This is a genomic window from Escherichia sp. HH26CH (assembly GCF_009820205.1).
Classification (GTDB): domain Bacteria; phylum Pseudomonadota; class Gammaproteobacteria; order Enterobacterales; family Enterobacteriaceae; genus Escherichia; species Escherichia coli_F.
The window spans coordinates 100,402-117,934 of the sequence record NZ_VNXM01000039.1 but is presented as its reverse complement, the minus strand read 5'-3'; the positions used below and the strand labels follow the sequence as shown (position 1 = coordinate 117,934).

Sequence of the window (17,533 nt, the reverse complement as noted above, 5' to 3'; positions counted from 1 at the left end):
TCGACCCTACAAATGATAACAATGACGAGGACAACATGAGCGACACAACGATCCTGCAAAACAGTACCCATGTCATTAAACCGAAAAAATCTGTGGCACTTTCTGGCGTTCCTGCGGGCAATACGGCGCTCTGCACCGTGGGTAAAAGTGGCAATGACCTGCATTACCGTGGCTACGATATTCTTGATCTGGCGGAACATTGCGAATTTGAAGAAGTGGCGCATCTGCTGATCCACGGCAAACTGCCGACCCGTGACGAACTCGCCGCCTACAAAACAAAACTGAAAGCCCTGCGCGGTTTACCGGCTAACGTGCGTACCGTGCTGGAAGCCTTACCGGCGGCGTCACACCCGATGGATGTTATGCGCACCGGCGTTTCCGCGCTCGGCTGCACGCTGCCAGAAAAAGAGGGGCATACCGTCTCTGGCGCGCGGGATATTGCCGACAAATTATTAGCGTCGCTGAGCTCGATTCTTCTCTACTGGTATCACTACAGCCACAACGGCGAACGCATCCAGCCGGAAACCGATGACGATTCCATCGGCGGTCACTTCCTGCATTTGCTGCACGGCGAAAAGCCGTCGCAAAGCTGGGAAAAGGCGATGCATATTTCGCTGGTGCTGTACGCCGAACACGAGTTTAACGCCTCCACCTTTACCAGCCGGGTGATTGCGGGCACCGGCTCTGACATGTATTCAGCGATTATCGGCGCGATTGGCGCACTGCGCGGGCCGAAACACGGCGGGGCGAATGAAGTGTCGCTGGAGATCCAGCAACGCTACGAAACGCCGGACGAAGCCGAAGCCGATATCCGCAAGCGGGTTGAAAACAAAGAAGTGGTCATTGGTTTTGGGCATCCGGTTTATACCATCGCCGACCCGCGTCATCAGGTGATCAAACGTGTGGCGAAGCAGCTCTCGCAGGAAGGCGGCTCGCTGAAGATGTACAACATCGCCGATCGTCTGGAAACGGTGATGTGGGAGAGCAAAAAGATGTTCCCCAATCTCGACTGGTTCTCCGCTGTTTCCTACAACATGATGGGCGTTCCCACCGAGATGTTCACGCCACTGTTTGTTATCGCCCGCGTCACCGGCTGGGCGGCGCACATTATCGAACAACGTCAGGACAACAAAATTATCCGTCCTTCCGCCAATTATGTTGGCCCTGAAGACCGCCAGTTTGTCGCGCTGGATAAGCGCCAGTAAACCTCTACGAATAACAAGAAGGAAACGTACCCAATGTCAGCTCAAATCAACAACATCCGCCCGGAATTCGACCGCGAAATTATTGATATTGTCGATTACGTCATGAACTACGAAATCAGCTCCAGAGTGGCCTACGACACCGCCCATTACTGCCTGCTCGACACCCTTGGCTGCGGTCTGGAAGCTCTCGAATACCCGGCCTGTAAAAAACTGCTGGGGCCAATTGTCCCCGGCACCGTCGTACCTAACGGCGTACGCGTCCCCGGAACCCAGTTCCAGCTCGATCCCGTCCAGGCGGCATTTAACATCGGCGCGATGATTCGCTGGCTCGATTTCAACGATACCTGGCTGGCGGCGGAGTGGGGCCATCCTTCCGACAACCTCGGCGGCATTCTGGCAACGGCAGACTGGCTTTCACGCAACGCGGTCGCCAGCGGCAAAGCGCCGTTGACCATGAAACAGGTGCTGACCGCAATGATTAAAGCCCATGAAATTCAGGGCTGCATCGCGCTGGAAAACTCCTTTAATCGCGTCGGCCTTGACCACGTTCTGTTAGTGAAAGTGGCTTCCACCGCCGTGGTCGCCGAAATGCTTGGCCTGACCCGCGAGGAAATTCTCAACGCCATTTCGCTGGCATGGGTAGACGGACAGTCGCTGCGCACCTATCGCCATGCGCCGAACACCGGCACGCGTAAATCCTGGGCGGCGGGCGATGCCACTTCCCGCGCGGTACGTCTGGCACTGATGGCGAAAACGGGCGAAATGGGTTACCCGTCAGCCCTGACCGCGCCGGTATGGGGCTTCTACGACGTCTCCTTTAAAGGTGAATCGTTCCGCTTCCAGCGTCCGTACGGTTCTTACGTCATGGAGAATGTGCTGTTCAAAATCTCCTTCCCGGCGGAGTTCCACTCCCAGACGGCAGTTGAAGCGGCGATGACGCTCTATGAACAGATGCAGGCAGCAGGCAAAACGGCGGCAGATATCGAAAAAGTGACCATTCGCACCCACGAAGCCTGTATTCGCATCATCGACAAAAAAGGGCCGCTCAATAACCCGGCTGACCGCGACCACTGCATTCAGTATATGGTGGCGATCCCACTGCTGTTCGGGCGCTTAACGGCAGCAGATTACGAAGACAACGTCGCGCAAGATAAACGCATCGACGCCCTGCGCGAGAAGATCAATTGCTTTGAAGATCCGGCATTTACCGCTGACTACCACGACCCGGAAAAACGCGCCATCGCCAATGCCATTACCCTTGAGTTTACCGACGGTACGCGATTTGAAGAAGTGGTGGTGGAGTACCCAATTGGTCATGCTCGCCGCCGTCAGGATGGCATTCCGAAGCTGGTGGATAAATTCAAAATCAATCTCGCGCGCCAGTTCCCGACTCGACAGCAGCAGCGCATTCTGGACGTTTCTCTCGACAGAGCTCGCCTGGAACAGATGCCGGTCAATGAGTATCTCGACCTGTACGTCATTTAAGTAAACGGCGGTAAGGCGTAAGTTCAACAGGAGAGCATTATGTCTTTTAGCGAATTTTATCAGCGTTCGATTAACGAACCGGAGCAATTCTGGGCCGAGCAGGCCCGGCGTATTGACTGGCAGACGCCCTTTACGCAAACGCTCGATCACAGCAATCCGCCGTTTGCCCGTTGGTTTTGTGAAGGCCGAACCAATTTGTGTCATAACGCCATCGACCGCTGGCTGGAGAAACAGCCAGAGGCGCTGGCATTAATTGCCGTCTCTTCGGAAACAGAAGAAGAGCGCACCTTTACCTTTCGCCAGTTGCATGACGAAGTGAACGCGGTGGCGTCAATGCTGCGCTCGCTGGGCGTACGGCGTGGCGATCGGGTGCTGGTGTATATGCCGATGATTGCCGAAGCGCATATTACCCTGCTGGCCTGCGCGCGCATTGGCGCTATTCACTCGGTAGTGTTTGGTGGATTTGCCTCGCACAGCGTGGCTGCGCGGATTGATGACGCTAAACCGGTGCTGGTTGTCTCGGCAGATGCCGGAGCGCGCGGTGGCAAAATCATTCCTTATAAAAAATTGCTCGACGATGCGATAAGTCAGGCGCAGCATCAGCCGCGCCACGTTTTGCTGGTGGATCGCGGGCTGGCGAAAATGGCGCGCGTTACCGGACGGGATGTCGATTTCGCGTCATTGCGCCATCAGCACATCGGCGCGCGGGTGCCGGTGGCGTGGCTGGAATCCAACGAAACCTCCTGCATTCTCTACACCTCCGGCACGACCGGCAAACCAAAAGGTGTACAGCGTGACGTCGGCGGTTATGCGGTGGCGCTGGCGACCTCAATGGACACCATTTTTGGTGGCAAAGCGGGCGGTGTGTTCTTCTGTGCGTCGGATATCGGCTGGGTAGTTGGGCATTCGTATATCGTCTACGCGCCGCTGCTGGCGGGGATGGCGACTATCGTTTACGAAGGATTGCCGACTTATCCTGACTGCGGTGTGTGGTGGAAAATCGTCGAGAAATATCAGGTTAGCCGGATGTTCTCAGCGCCAACCGCCATTCGCGTGCTGAAAAAATTCCCTACCGCTGAAATTCGCAAACACGATCTCTCGTCGCTGGAAGTGCTCTATCTGGCGGGAGAACCGCTGGATGAGCCGACTGCCAGTTGGGTGAGCAATACGCTGGATGTGCCGGTCATCGACAACTACTGGCAGACTGAATCCGGCTGGCCGATTATGGCGATTGCTCGTGGTCTGGACGACAGGCCGACACGTCTGGGAAGCCCCGGCGTGCCGATGTATGGCTACAACGTGCAGTTGCTCAATGAAGTCACCGGCGAACCGTGCGGCGTCAACGAGAAAGGGATGCTGGTGGTGGAAGGGCCATTGCCGCCGGGGTGTATTCAAACCATCTGGGGCGACGACGACCGTTTTGTGAAGACGTACTGGTCGCTGTTTTCCCGTCCGGTGTACGCCACCTTTGACTGGGGCATCCGCGATGCTGACGGTTATCACTTTATTCTCGGGCGCACTGACGATGTGATTAATGTTGCCGGGCATCGGCTTGGCACACGCGAGATTGAAGAGAGTATCTCCAGTCATCCGGGCGTTGCTGAAGTGGCGGTGGTTGGGGTGAAAGATGCGCTGAAAGGGCAGGTGGCAGTGGCGTTTGTCATTCCGAAAGAGAGCGACAGTCTGGAAGATCGTGATGTGGCGCATTCGCAAGAGAAGGCGATTATGGCGCTGGTGGACAGCCAGATTGGCAACTTTGGCCGCCCGGCGCACGTCTGGTTTGTCTCGCAATTGCCAAAAACGCGATCCGGAAAAATGCTGCGCCGCACGATCCAGGCGATTTGTGAAGGACGCGATCCGGGAGATCTGACGACCATTGATGATCCTGCGTCGTTGGATCAGATCCGCCAGGCGATGGAAGAGTAAGGTATTGTCGGATGTGTCGTGTGGCGCGTCCGACACCGTGCGCAGATGCCTGATGCGACGCTGACGCGTCTTATCATGCCTACAGGCCTGAACCGCAGGTCGGATAAGGCGCACGCGGCGCATCCGACAGCTATGCGTAGATGCCTGATGCAACGCAGGCGCGTCTTATCATGCCTACAGGCCTGAACCGTAGGTCGGATAAGGCGCACGCGGCGCATCCGACACCGTGCGCAGATGCCTGATGCGACGCTGACGCGTCTTATCATGCCTACAGGCCTGAACCGTAGGTCGGATAAGGCGCACGCGCCGCATCCGACACTGTGCGCAGATGCCTGATGCGAGGCAGGCGTGTCTTATCATGCGTACCCATTTTTTCTCAAATAAGTTTTTATCCACTTTTCCGCATTCATCCATATAAAAAATATATCCCCTCCACGAAAACGATTGCTTTTTATCTTCAGATGAATAGAATGCGGCGGATTTTTTGGGTTTCAAACAGCAAAAAGGGGGAATTTCGTGTCGCAAGATAACAACTTTAGCCAGGGGCCAGTCCCGCAGTCGGCGCGGAAAGGGGTATTGGCATTGACGTTCGTCATGCTGGGATTAACCTTCTTTTCCGCCAGTATGTGGACCGGCGGCACTCTCGGAACCGGTCTTAGCTATCATGATTTCTTCCTCGCAGTCCTCATCGGTAATCTTCTCCTCGGTATTTACACTTCATTTCTTGGTTACATTGGCGCAAAAACCGGCCTGACCACCCATCTTCTTGCTCGCTTCTCGTTTGGTGTTAAAGGCTCATGGCTGCCTTCACTGCTGCTGGGCGGCACTCAGGTCGGCTGGTTCGGTGTTGGCGTGGCGATGTTTGCTATTCCGGTGGGCAAGGCAACCGGGCTGGATATTAATTTGCTGATTGCCGTTTCCGGTTTACTGATGACCGTCACCGTCTTCTTTGGCATTTCGGCGCTGACGGTACTTTCGGTGATTGCGGTTCCGGCGATTGCCTGCCTTGGCGGTTATTCCGTATGGCTGGCCGTTAACGGCATGGGCGGCCTGGAGGCATTAAAAGCGGTCGTTCCCGCACAACCGCTAGATTTCAATGTCGCACTGGCGCTGGTTGTGGGGTCATTTATCAGTGCGGGCACGCTCACCGCTGACTTTGTCCGGTTTGGTCGTAATGCCAAACTGGCGGTGCTGGTGGCGATGGTGGCCTTTTTCCTCGGCAACTCGTTGATGTTTATTTTCGGTGCAGCGGGCGCGGCGGCACTGGGGATGGCGGATATCTCTGATGTGATGATTGCTCAGGGCCTGCTGCTGCCCGCGATTGTGGTGCTGGGGTTGAATATCTGGACCACCAACGATAACGCGCTCTATGCGTCGGGTTTAGGTTTCGCCAATATTACCGGTATGTCGAGCAAAACTCTTTCAGTAATCAACGGTGTTATCGGCACGGTCTGCGCACTATGGCTGTATAACAATTTTGTCGGCTGGCTAACCTTCCTTTCGGCTGCTATTCCTCCGGTGGGTGGCGTGATCATCGCCGACTATCTGATGAACCGTCGCCGCTATGAGCACTTTGCGACCACGCGTATGATGAGTGTCAATTGGGTGGCGATTCTGGCGGTCGCACTGGGGATTGCCGCAGGCCACTGGTTACCGGGTATTGTTCCGGTCAACGCGGTATTAGGTGGCGCGCTGAGCTATCTGATCCTTAACCCGATTTTGAATCGCAAAACGACAGCTGCAATGACGCATGTGGAGGCTAACAGTGTCGAATAACGCTTTACAGACAATTATTAACGCCCGGTTACCCGGCAAAGAGGGGCTATGGCAGATTCATCTGCAGGACGGAAAAATCAGCGCCATTGATGCGCAATCCGGCGTGATGCCCGTAACAGAAAACAGCCTGGATGCCGAGCAAGGTTTAGTTTTACCGCCGTTTGTGGAGCCGCATATTCACCTGGATACCACGCAAACCGCCGGGCAACCGAACTGGAATCAGTCCGGCACGCTGTTTGAAGGCATTGAACGCTGGGCCGAACGCAAAGCGTTATTAACCCATGACGATGTGAAACAACGCGCCTGGCAAACGCTGAAATGGCAGATTGCCAACGGTATTCAGCATGTGCGTACCCATGTCGATGTTTCGGATGCAACCCTGACTGCGCTAAAAGCGATGCTGGAAGTGAAGCAGGAAGTCGCACCGTGGATTGATCTGCAAATCGTCGCCTTCCCGCAGGAAGGGATTTTGTCGTATCCCAACGGTGAAGCGTTACTGGAAGAGGCGTTACGCTTAGGGGCTGACGTAGTGGGGGCGATTCCGCATTTTGAATTTACCCGTGAATATGGCGTGGAGTCGCTGCATAAAACCTTCGCCCTGGCGCAAAAATACGACCGTCTCATCGATGTTCACTGTGATGAGATCGATGACGAACAGTCGCGCTTTGTCGAAACCGTTGCCGCCCTGGCTCACCGTGAAGGCATGGGCGCGCGAGTCACCGCCAGCCACACCACGGCAATGCACTCCTATAACGGGGCGTATACCTCGCGCCTGTTCCGTTTGCTGAAAATGTCCGGTATTAACTTTGTCGCCAACCCGCTGGTCAATATTCATCTACAAGGGCGTTTCGATACGTATCCAAAACGTCGCGGTATTACGCGTGTTAAAGAGATGCTGGAGTCCGGCATTAACGTCTGTTTTGGTCACGATGATGTCTTCGATCCGTGGTATCCGCTGGGAACGGCGAATATGCTGCAAGTGCTGCATATGGGGCTGCATGTTTGTCAGTTGATGGGCTACGGGCAGATTAACGACGGCCTGAATTTAATCACCCACCATAGCGCCAGGACGTTGAATTTGCAGGATTACGGCATTGCCGCCGGAAACAGCGCCAACCTGATTATCCTGCCGGCTGAAAATGGATTTGATGCGCTGCGCCGTCAGGTTCCGGTACGTTATTCGGTACGTGGCGGCAAGGTGATTGCCACCACGCAACCGGCACAAACCACCGTGTATCTGGAGCAGCCGGAAGCCATCGATTACAAACGGTAATCGGCTGGGTTGCAGCGAGCGTAGTTTATGCCGGATGCGGCGTGAACGCCTTGCACTGAACTCGTAGGCCTGATAAGCGTCGCGCATCAGGCAATTCCAGCCGCTGACCTGTGTCAGCGGCTACCGTGATTCATTCCCGCCAACAACCGCACATTCATCCAACGCCATTTGCAAAAATGCCTTTGCGGCGGCTGTCTGCCCGCTATTTTTCCGCCGCAACAAAACCGCCGTTCTCTCCAGTAACTGTGGGGCAAGGGATATAGCTTTAAGCCCGTCATGTTGTGTGGCAATCGCTGCTGGCAACAATGTGGAAAGGGAAGTGCGGCGAATCAGTGCCAGAACTGCGCTAATTGAGTTCGCCTCTATCACCACCTGTGGATGTAGCCCCGCTTTCTCGCAGTAGTGGTCAATTTGCTCTCTGGTGGCAAATTCCGCGCTGAGCAGTACCAGTTTTTCATCATGCAAGCGACTCAACGCCACCTGTTCATGGGCTACCAGTGGATGATGTTGCGCCACGACTAACGCTAAACTTTCTGTCAGTAAAGGTATTGCCTCCAGTTCCGGCGAATGCACCGGCGCGAAGGCAATCCCAACATCCAGCTCGTCGCGGCAAAGCAGATCTTCGATTTTCTCCTGTGACATTTCCTGTAGCTGGAGCGTGATGCCGGGATAACGCGCATAGAAATCCGCCATTAAAGGGCCGATAAAGTAGCTCGTGAAGGTGGGGGTGACGGCGATGCGCAGCGATCCTCGCGTCAAATCGGCAACATCATGAATCGCCCGTTTACCCGCCCCCAGTTCCTGTAACGCACGGCTGGCGTACTGTCGCCAGACTTCTCCCGCATCGGTGAGACGAATCGTTCGCCCGCTACGGTCAAACAGCGGTACGCCCAAACTCTCTTCTAACTGGCGAATCTGCTGGGAAAGCGCAGGTTGGGAGATATGCAACGCACTGGCGGCACGGGTGAAGCTGCCATGTTCAGCCACGGCAAGAAAGTAATTGATATGTCGAGAGAGCATTCGCCAACCTATAAGTAAATCCAATAGAACTCATCATAAATGAGTCTTTAACCTTATGGCAATCGGCGAGTAGTCTGCCTCTCATTCCAGAGACAGACAGAGGTTAACGGTGAAAGAGATTATTGATGGATTCCTTAAATTCCAGCGCGAGGCATTTCCTGAGCGGGAAGCCTTGTTTAAACAGCTGGCGACACAGCAAAGCCCGCGCACACTTTTTATCTCCTGCTCCGACAGCCGTCTGGTCCCTGAGCTGGTGACGCAACGCGAACCTGGCGATCTGTTCGTGATTCGCAACGCGGGCAATATCGTCCCTTCCTACGGACCGGAACCTGGTGGCGTTTCTGCTTCGGTGGAGTATGCCGTCGCTGCGCTTCGGGTATCTGACATTGTGATTTGCGGTCATTCCAACTGTGGCGCGATGACTGCCATTGCCAGCTGTCAGTGCATGGACCATATGCCTGCTGTTTCCCACTGGCTGCGTTATGCCGATTCAGCCCGCGTCGTTAATGAGGCGCGCCCGCATTCCGATTTAGCGTCAAAAGCTGCGGCGATGGTACGTGAAAACGTCATTGCTCAGTTGGCTAATTTGCAAACTCATCCATCGGTGCGCCTGGCGCTCGAAGAGGGGCGGATCGCCCTGCACGGCTGGGTCTACGACATTGAAAGCGGCAGTATCGCAGCCTTTGACGGCGCAACCCGCCAGTTTGTGTCACTGGCAGCTAATCCTTGCGTTTGTGCCATACCGCTACGCCAGCCGACCGCAGCGTAACCTTATTTTTAAACCATCAGGAGATTCACCATGATTCAGTCGCAAATTAACCGCAATATTCGTCTTGATCTTGCCGATGCCATTTTGCTCAGCAAAGCTAAAAAAGATCTCTCATTTGCCGAGATTGCCGACGGCACCGGTCTGGCAGAAGCCTTTGTGACCGCGGCTTTGCTGGGGCAGCAGGCGCTTCCTGCCGACGCTGCCCGCCTGGTCGGGGAGAAGCTGGAGCTCGACGAAGACGCCATTTTACTGTTGCAGATGATTCCACTGCGTGGCTGCATTGATGACCGTGTTCCAACCGACCCAACGATGTACCGTTTCTATGAAATGTTGCAGGTGTACGGCACAACCCTGAAAGCGTTGGTTCATGAGAAGTTTGGCGATGGCATTATCAGCGCGATTAACTTCAAACTCGACGTTAAGAAAGTGGCGGATCCGGAAGGTGGCGAACGCGCGGTCATCACCTTAGATGGCAAATATCTGCCGACCAAACCGTTCTGACAACCATGCGCGACCATCAAAAGACGTTCACGATACTGCTGGTTCTGGTGCTGATTGGTCTTAATATGCGACCACTGCTCACCTCCGTCGGGCCACTGCTACCGCAATTGCGCCAGGCGAGCGGAATGAGCTTTAGCGTGGCTGCCCTGTTGACGGCTCTGCCGGTGGTCACCATGGGCGGGCTGGCGCTGGCCGGAAGCTGGCTTCATCAGCATGTCAGCGAACGTCGCAGCGTCGCCATCAGTTTGTTGCTGATTGCCGTCGGTGCATTGATGCGTGAGCTTTACCCTCAAAGTGTGCTGCTGCTTAGCAGCGCACTGCTCGGTGGAGTGGGGATCGGCATCATTCAGGCGGTGATGCCTTCGGTGATTAAACGTCGGTTTCAGCAGCGCACGCCACTGGTGATGGGGCTGTGGTCTGCGGCTCTGATGGGCGGCGGTGGACTTGGTGCCGCCCTGACGCCCTGGTTAGTTCAACACAGCGAGATTTGGTTCCAGACTCTCGCCTGGTGGGCGCTGCCTGCCATTATTGCGCTCTTTGCCTGGTGGTGGCAAAGCTCCCGCGAGGTCGTATCTTCCCACAAGACAACAACCACTCCGGTTCGCGTAGTCTTCACTCCCCGCGCCTGGACGCTGGGTGTTTACTTCGGTCTGATTAACGGGGGTTACGCCAGTCTGATTGCCTGGTTACCCGCCTTCTATATTGAGATTGGTGCCAGCGCGCAGTACAGCGGTTCCTTGCTGGCATTGATGACGCTTGGGCAAGCCGCAGGAGCTTTGCTGATGCCAGCTATGGCTCGCCATCAGGATCGGCGCAAACTATTAATGCTGGCACTGGCGTTACAACTGGTGGGTTTCTGCGGCTTTATCTGGCTGCCGCTGCAATTGCCGGTATTGTGGGCAATGGTGTGTGGGTTAGGTCTGGGTGGCGCATTTCCGCTCTGTTTGCTGCTGGCGCTCGATCACTCTGCGCAACCGGCTATTGCTGGCAAACTGGTGGCGTTTATGCAGGGGATCGGTTTTATCATTGCCGGGCTTGCTCCGTGGTTTTCTGGTGTGCTGCGTAGTATCAGTGGCAATTACCTGATGGACTGGGCGTTTCATGCGCTGTGCGTCGTTGGGCTGATGATCATAACCCTGCGTTTTGCACCAGCACGTTTTCCGCAGCTGTGGGTCAAAGAGGCATGATGCGACGCTTGTTCCTGCGCTTTGTTCATGCCGGATGCGGCCTACGTAGATCACTGAATTTGTATGCCTGATAAGCGAAGCGCATCAGGCAATTTTGCTAATTTAAACTGAAGACTCAACTTTATAATCTCTGAAATAATATTGCTTATCCCGGTCGTTTATTTCGCGAATAACCCGACAAGGAACGCCAGCCGCCACGACGTTTGGTGGAATGTCTTTTGTGACGACACTACCCGCGCCAATAACAGAATTATCCCCGATGGTGACGCCTGGATTAATAACCACATGGCTGCCGATCCAGACGTTATTACCAATCGTTATCGCAAAAGAGTACATCTCTCCGTTTTTTCTTAATTCATGGTGTACAGGGTGTCCCGTAACGGAAATGGTAACGTTGGGGGCAATCAGTACGTTATCACCGATCGTTACCGTGTAGTCATCGACAATGGTTAAATTGAAATTTGCATAAAAATTGCGGCCTATATGGATGTTGGAGCCGTAAGAGAAATAGACGGGTGGTTCTACCCAGGCGTTTTCCCCTACCGTGGCAAACATTTCTTTAAGCAGGCTTTCCCTTTTTTCAACTTCTGATGGATGCGAGTGATTAAACTCATACATTAACGTTTTCCCACGAAGTCTTTTTTCCGGTAAGCCTTCGCACATATCGGTAAATAGCTTGCCTGCTTTTATTCTTTCTGTCATTGGCATGTTCATTGCGATCATTCCGTCCTGATATGTTGGTCGGATAAGGCGCTCGCGCCGCATCCGACATTGATTACTTAAGCGACTTCATTCACCTGACGACGCAGCAGGGAAAGCGGGCCGGGGCCGCTAAGCGTGAACACGGAAATTAAGGTGAAGCCCAGCGCCACCAGACCCAGCACCAGATAAGCGCCCTGGAAACCGATGCTTTCATACATATTGCCCGCCAGTACAGACATAAAAATCATCGCCAGTTGCTTAAAGAAGCAGAAACAGACCAGATAAATCGTCGCTGAAAAACGCACTTCAAACTGGCTGGTAATATATTTAAAGCAGCCCACCAGCAGGAACGGTACTTCAAACATATGCAGCGTTTTCAGAATAACCACTTCCAGCGCTGAGGTGGCGAATGATGAGCCAATAATACGTACAGACATAATAGTGCCAGCCAGCAGCAGGGCGTTTTTCCCACCGATGCGATTAATGATCAGTGGCGCAAAGAACATAATCGAGGCGTTAAGTAATTCGCCCATTGTCGTTACGTAGCCAAATACCCGCGTACCCTGTTCACCGGTGGCAAAGAACGAAGTAAAGAAATTAGCAAACTGTTGGTCAAAAACATCGTAGGTGCAGGAAACGCCAATAACATACAGTGACAAAAACCACAGTTTTGGCTGTCTGAACAGTTCCAGCGCCAGCTTAAGGCTAAATGCCGAATGGTTGGCACCTACCGCATTGGCAACTGTGGCGGAAGAGGGCGCATCCGTTTTGGCGAAAAAGAGCAAAACGGCGAGGATGAGTGCACAGCCAGAACCCAGCCAGAAAACAAACTGATTATTGATGGTGAACATGATGCCGACAATCGAGGCACACAGCGCCCAGCCAACACAGCCAAACATCCGCGCGCGACCAAATTCGAAATTACTGCGACGGCTGACTTTCTCGATAAATGCTTCTACTGCTGGCGCTCCGGCGTTAAAACAAAAGCCAAGATAAATGCCACCAACAATCGAGCCTACAAGAATGTTGTATTGTAACAGTGGCCCGAAGATAAAAATAAAGAACGGCGCAAACATTACTAACATGCCGGTAATCATCCACAGCAGGTATTTGCGCAGCCCGAGTTTGTCAGAAAGCAGACCAAACAGCGGTTGGAATAATAGCGAGAACAGAGAAATAGCGGCAAAAATAATACCCGTATCACTTTTGCTGATATGGTTGATGTCATGTAGCCAAATGGGGAAAAACGGGAAGTAGGCTCCCATGATAAAAAAATAAAAGAAAAAGAAAAAACCGAACATCCAAAAGTTTGTGTTTTTTAAATAGTACATAATGGATTTCCTTACGCGAAATACGGGCAGACATGGCCTGCCCGGTTATTATTATTTTTGACACCAGACCAACTGGTAATGGTAGCGACCGGCGCTCAGCTGGAATTCCGCCGACACTGACGGGCTCCAGGAGTCGTCGCCACCAATTCCCATATGGAAACCGTCGATATTTAGCCATGTGCCTTCTTCCGCGCGCAGCAGATGGCGATGGCTGGTTTCCATCAGTTGTTGTTGGCTGTAGCGGCTGATGTTGAACTGGAAGTCGCCGCGCCACTGGTGTGGTCCATAATTCAATTCGCGCGTCCCGCAGCGCAGACCGTTTTCGCTCGGGAAGACGTACGGGGTATACATGTCTGACAATGGCAAGTCCCAGCGGTCAAAACAGGCCGCAGTCAGACGGTCGGGATAGTTTTCTTGCGGCCCTAATCCGAGCCAGTTTACCCGCTCTGCGACATGTGCGAGCTCGCAGGTCAGGCCAATCCGCGCTGGATGCGGTGTGTCGCTCGCTACTTCAACACCCACACTGACGACCATCTCACCGCGCCCATCGATACGGTAGGTTTTCCGGCTGATAAATAAGGTTTTCCCCTGATGCTGCCAGGCGTGGACAGTGGTAATCAGCACCGCGTCGGCAAGCGTATCTGCCGTGCACTGCAACAACGCGGCTTCGGCCTGGTAATGGCCCGCCGCCTTCCAGCGTTCTACCCAGGCATTCGGGTCAATGCGGGTCGCTTCACTGACGCCAATGTCGTTATCCAGCGGGGCACGGGTGAACTGATCGCGCAGCGGCGTCAGCAGTTGTTTTTCATCGCCAATCCACATCTGTGAAAGAAAGCCTGACTGGCGGTTAAATTGCCAACGCTTATTACCCAGCGCGATGCAAAAATCCGTTTCGCTGGTGGTCAGTTGCGGGATGGCATGGGACGTGGAGGGGAGTGCCACACTGAGGTTTTCCGCCAGTCGCCATTGTTGCCAGGCGCTGATGTGTCCGGCTTCTGACCAGGCGGTCGCGTTAGGTTGCACTACGTGTACCGTAAGCCAGAGTTGTCCGGCGCTCTCCGGCCGCGGCAGTTCAGGCAGTTCAATCAACTGTTTACCTTGTGGAGCGACAGTCAGAGGCACTTCACCGCTTGCCAGCGGCTTGCCATCCAGCGCCACCGACCAGTGCAGGAGCTCGTTATCGCTATGACGAAACAGGTATTCGCTGGTCACTTCGATGGTTCGCCCGGATAAACGGAACTGGAAAAACTGCTGTTGGTGTTTTGCTTCTGTCATTGCCGGATGTGGCGTGCGGTCGGCAAAGACCAGACCGTTCATGCAGAACTGGCGATCGTTCGGCGTATCGCCAAAGTCACCACCGTAAGCCGACCATGGGTTGCCGTTTTCATCATATTTAATCAGCGACTGATCCACCCAGTCCCAGACGAATCCACCCTGTAAACGGGGGTACTGACGAAACGCCTGCCAGTATTTCGCGAAGCCGCCAAGACTGTTACCCATTGCGTGGGCGTATTCGCAAAGGATCAGCGGGCGCGTCTCTCCAGGCAGCGAAAGCCATTTTTTAATGGACCATTTCGGCACAGCCGGGAAGGGCTGGTCTTCATCCACGCGCGCGTACATCGGGCAAATAATATCGGTTGCAGAAGTGTCGGCTCCGCCGCCTTCATACTGCACCGGGCGGGAAGGATCGACAGATTTAATCCAGCGATAGAGTGCGTCGTGATTGGCACCGTGGCCCGATTCATTACCCAGCGACCAGATAATTACGCTCGGGTGATTTCGATCGCGCTGCACCATCCGCGTTACGCGTTCACTCATGGCCGGTAGCCAGCGTGGATCATCGGTCAGTCGATTCATTGGCACCATGCCGTGGGTTTCAATATTGGCTTCATCCACCACATACAGGCCGTAGCGGTCGCACAGCGTGTACCACAGCGGGTGGTTCGGATAATGCGAACAGCGCACGGCGTTAAAGTTGTTCTGCTTCATCAGCAGGATATCCTGCACCATCGTTTGCTCATCCATGACCTGACCATGCAGAGGATGATGCTCGTGACGGTTAACGCCGCGAATCAGCAACGGCTTGCCGTTCAACAGCAGCAGACCATTTTCAATCCGCACCTCGCGGAAACCGACATCACAGGCTTCCGCTTCAATTAGCGTGCCGTCGGCGGTGTGCAGTTCAATAACTGCACGATAGAGATTCGGGAGTTCGGCGCTCCACAGCGCCGGGTTTTCAACGTTCAGGCGTAGCGTGACGCGATCGGCATAACCACCACGTTCATCGATAATTTCGCCGCCGAAAGGCGCGGTACCGCTGGCGACCTGCATTTCACCCTGCCACAAAGAAACCGTCACCCTCAACGCATCGCGCAGTTCACCGCACATCTGAATTTCTGTTTCCAGAACAGCGCGGCTGAAATCATCATTAAAGTGAGTAACAACATGGAAATCGCTGATTTGTGTGGTCGGTTTATGCAGCAACGAGACGTCACGGAAAATGCCGCTCATTCGCCACATATCCTGATCTTCCAGATAGCTACCGTCACTCCAGCGCAGCACCATCACCGCGAGGCGGTTATCTCCGGCGCGTAAAAATGCGCTGAGGTCAAATTCAGACGGCAAACGGCTGTCCTGTCCGTAACCGACCCAGCGCCCGTTGCACCACAAATGAAACGCCGAGTTAATGCTATCAAAAATAATTCGCGTCTGGCCTTCCTGTAACCAGCTTTCATCAACATTAAATGTGAGCGAGTAACAACCTGTCGGATTCTCCGTGGGAACAAACGGTGGATTGACTGCAATGGGATAGGTCACATTGGTGTAGATAGGCGCATCGTAACCGAGCATCTGCCAGTTTGAGGGGACGACGACAGTATCGGCGTCAGGAAGATCGCGCTCCAGCCAACTTTCCGGCACCGCTTCTGGGGACGGGAACCAGGCAAATTGCCACTCACCATTCAGGCTGCGTAACTGCCGGGAAGGGCGATTATTGCGGGCCTCTTCACTATTTCGCCAGCTGGCGAAAGGAGGATGCGCCGCAAGGCGGTTGAGTTGGGTAACGCCAGGGTTTTCCCAGTCACGACGTTGTAATACGACGGCCAGTGAATCCGTAATCATGGTCATAGCTGTATCCTGTGTGAAATTGTTATCCGCTCACAATTTCATACAACATACGAGTCGGACACATCAGGTGTAAAGCCTGGGGTGCCTAATGAGTGAGCTGACTCACATTAATTGCGTTGCGCTCACTGCTCGCTTTCCAGTCGGGAAATTTGTCGCGCCAGCTGCATTAAGGAATCAGCCAACGCCTGGGGAGAAGCGGTTTGCGTATTGGGTGGCAGGGTGGTTTTTCGTTTCACCAGTGAGACGGGCAACAGCTGATTGCCCTTCACCGCCTGGCCCTGAGAGAGTTGCAGCAAGCGGTCCACGCTGGTTTGCCCAAGCAGGCGAAAATCCTGTTTGATGGTCGTTAATGGCGGGATATAACACGAGCTGTCTTCGGTATCGTCGTATCCCACTACCGAGATATCCGCGCCGACGCGCAGCCCGAACTCGGTAATGGCGCGCATTGCACCCAGCGCCATCTGATCGTTGGCAACCAGCATCGCAGTAGGAATGATGCCCTCATTCAGCATCTGCATGGTTTGATGAAAACCGGACATGGCGCTCCAGTCGCCTTCCCGTTCCGCTATCGGTTGAATTTGATTGTGTTTAAGATATTTATACCAGCCCGCCAGACGCAGACGCGCCGAGACAGAACTTAATGGGCCCGCTAACAGCGCGATTTGCTGGTGACCCAATGCGACCAAATGCTCTACGCCCAGCCGCGTACCGTCTTCATGGGAAAAAATAATACTGTTGATGGGAGTCTGGTCAGAGACATCAAGAAATAGCGCCGGAACATTAGCGCAGGCTGCCTCCACAGCAATGGCATCCTGGTCATCCAGCGGATAGTTGATGATCAGACCACTTACGCGTTGCGCGAGAAGATTGTGTACTGCCGCTTTACAGGCTTCGACACCGCTTCTTTCTACCATAGACACCACCACGCTGGCACCCAGTTGATCGGCGCGAGATTTAATCGCCGCGACAATTTGCGACGGTGCGTGCAGGGCCAGACTGGAGGTGGCAACGCCAATCAGCAACGACTGTTTGCCCGCTAACTGTTGTGCTACGCGGTTGGGAATGTAATTTAGCTCCGCCATCGCCGCTTCCACTTTTTCCCGCGTTTTCGCTGAAACGTGGCTGGCCTGATTCACCACGCGGGAAACGGTCTGATAAGAGACACCGGCATACTCCGCGACATCGTATAGCGTTACTGGTTTCACATTCACCACCCTGAATTGACTTTCTTC

General features: G+C 54.1%; 13 protein-coding genes. 8 read left to right on the top strand and 5 right to left on the bottom strand.

What is annotated here, in order from left to right:
- Positions 1 to 35 precede the first annotated feature (35 nt).
- From prpC to codA, 5 genes are all read left to right on the top strand, one after another.
- Positions 36 to 1,205, top strand: a complete 1,170-nt coding sequence (gene prpC, locus FQ015_RS13400) for a bifunctional 2-methylcitrate synthase/citrate synthase (RefSeq protein WP_001285909.1) — start codon at positions 36 to 38, stop codon at positions 1,203 to 1,205.
- Between the two features lie 33 nt (positions 1,206 to 1,238).
- Positions 1,239 to 2,690, top strand: coding sequence for a 2-methylcitrate dehydratase (prpD, locus tag FQ015_RS13395; protein ID WP_160524153.1), 1,452 nt, complete (start codon positions 1,239 to 1,241; stop codon positions 2,688 to 2,690).
- A gap of 39 nt (positions 2,691 to 2,729) precedes the next feature.
- Positions 2,730 to 4,616 carry a propionate--CoA ligase gene (gene prpE / locus FQ015_RS13390; RefSeq protein ID WP_160524152.1) on the top strand — a complete coding sequence of 629 codons (1,887 nt, stop codon included), beginning with the start codon at positions 2,730 to 2,732 and terminating at the stop codon, positions 4,614 to 4,616.
- A gap of 516 nt (positions 4,617 to 5,132) precedes the next feature.
- On the top strand, positions 5,133 to 6,392 hold the full coding sequence (gene codB, locus FQ015_RS13385) for a cytosine permease (RefSeq protein ID WP_032183393.1): 1,260 nt from the start codon (positions 5,133 to 5,135) through the stop codon (positions 6,390 to 6,392).
- A complete protein-coding gene (gene codA / locus FQ015_RS13380) occupies positions 6,382 to 7,665 on the top strand; it encodes a cytosine/isoguanine deaminase (protein ID WP_160524151.1) in 1,284 nt (427 codons plus the stop codon). Before codB ends, codA begins: the two co-directional genes overlap by 11 nt.
- A gap of 120 nt (positions 7,666 to 7,785) precedes the next feature.
- On the opposite strand, the gene cynR is transcribed toward codA, so the two are convergent.
- Positions 7,786 to 8,685: a transcriptional regulator CynR gene (gene cynR, locus FQ015_RS13375; RefSeq protein WP_160524187.1), complete on the bottom strand. Its 900-nt coding sequence runs from the start codon at positions 8,683 to 8,685 to the stop codon at positions 7,786 to 7,788.
- Positions 8,686 to 8,794: 109 nt separating this feature from the next.
- Here cynR and cynT point away from each other — a divergent pair, with 109 nt between their 5' ends.
- Genes cynT through cynX form a run of 3 tightly spaced genes read left to right on the top strand, consistent with a single transcriptional unit; the run spans position 8,795 to position 11,142 of the window.
- A complete protein-coding gene (gene cynT, locus FQ015_RS13370) occupies positions 8,795 to 9,454 on the top strand; it encodes a carbonic anhydrase CynT (RefSeq protein ID WP_160524150.1) in 660 nt (219 codons plus the stop codon).
- 30 nt (positions 9,455 to 9,484) lie between these two features.
- Positions 9,485 to 9,955: a cyanase gene (gene cynS / locus FQ015_RS13365; RefSeq protein ID WP_160524149.1), complete on the top strand. Its 471-nt coding sequence runs from the start codon at positions 9,485 to 9,487 to the stop codon at positions 9,953 to 9,955.
- A gap of 5 nt (positions 9,956 to 9,960) precedes the next feature.
- A complete protein-coding gene (gene cynX / locus FQ015_RS13360; RefSeq protein ID WP_160524148.1) occupies positions 9,961 to 11,142 on the top strand; it encodes a cyanate transporter CynX in 1,182 nt (393 codons plus the stop codon).
- A gap of 102 nt (positions 11,143 to 11,244) precedes the next feature.
- Here the strand turns inward: cynX and lacA are convergent, their stop codons facing one another.
- From lacA to lacI, 4 genes are all read right to left on the bottom strand, one after another.
- Positions 11,245 to 11,856 (bottom strand): galactoside O-acetyltransferase, encoded by a 612-nt coding sequence (gene lacA, locus FQ015_RS13355; protein ID WP_039021961.1) that lies wholly within the window; start codon positions 11,854 to 11,856, stop codon positions 11,245 to 11,247.
- Between the two features lie 65 nt (positions 11,857 to 11,921).
- Positions 11,922 to 13,175 carry a lactose permease gene (lacY, locus tag FQ015_RS13350; protein WP_000291532.1) on the bottom strand — a complete coding sequence of 418 codons (1,254 nt, stop codon included), beginning with the start codon at positions 13,173 to 13,175 and terminating at the stop codon, positions 11,922 to 11,924.
- A 51-nt stretch (positions 13,176 to 13,226) separates the two neighbouring features.
- The gene (gene lacZ, locus FQ015_RS13345; RefSeq protein WP_160524147.1) at positions 13,227 to 16,301 is read right to left on the bottom strand and encodes a beta-galactosidase; all 3,075 of its coding nucleotides are present in this window, start codon (positions 16,299 to 16,301) and stop codon (positions 13,227 to 13,229) included.
- Positions 16,302 to 16,423: 122 nt separating this feature from the next.
- Positions 16,424 to 17,506 (bottom strand): DNA-binding transcriptional repressor LacI, encoded by a 1,083-nt coding sequence (gene lacI / locus FQ015_RS13340; RefSeq protein WP_160524146.1) that lies wholly within the window; start codon positions 17,504 to 17,506, stop codon positions 16,424 to 16,426.
- Positions 17,507 to 17,533: the final 27 nt, after the last annotated feature.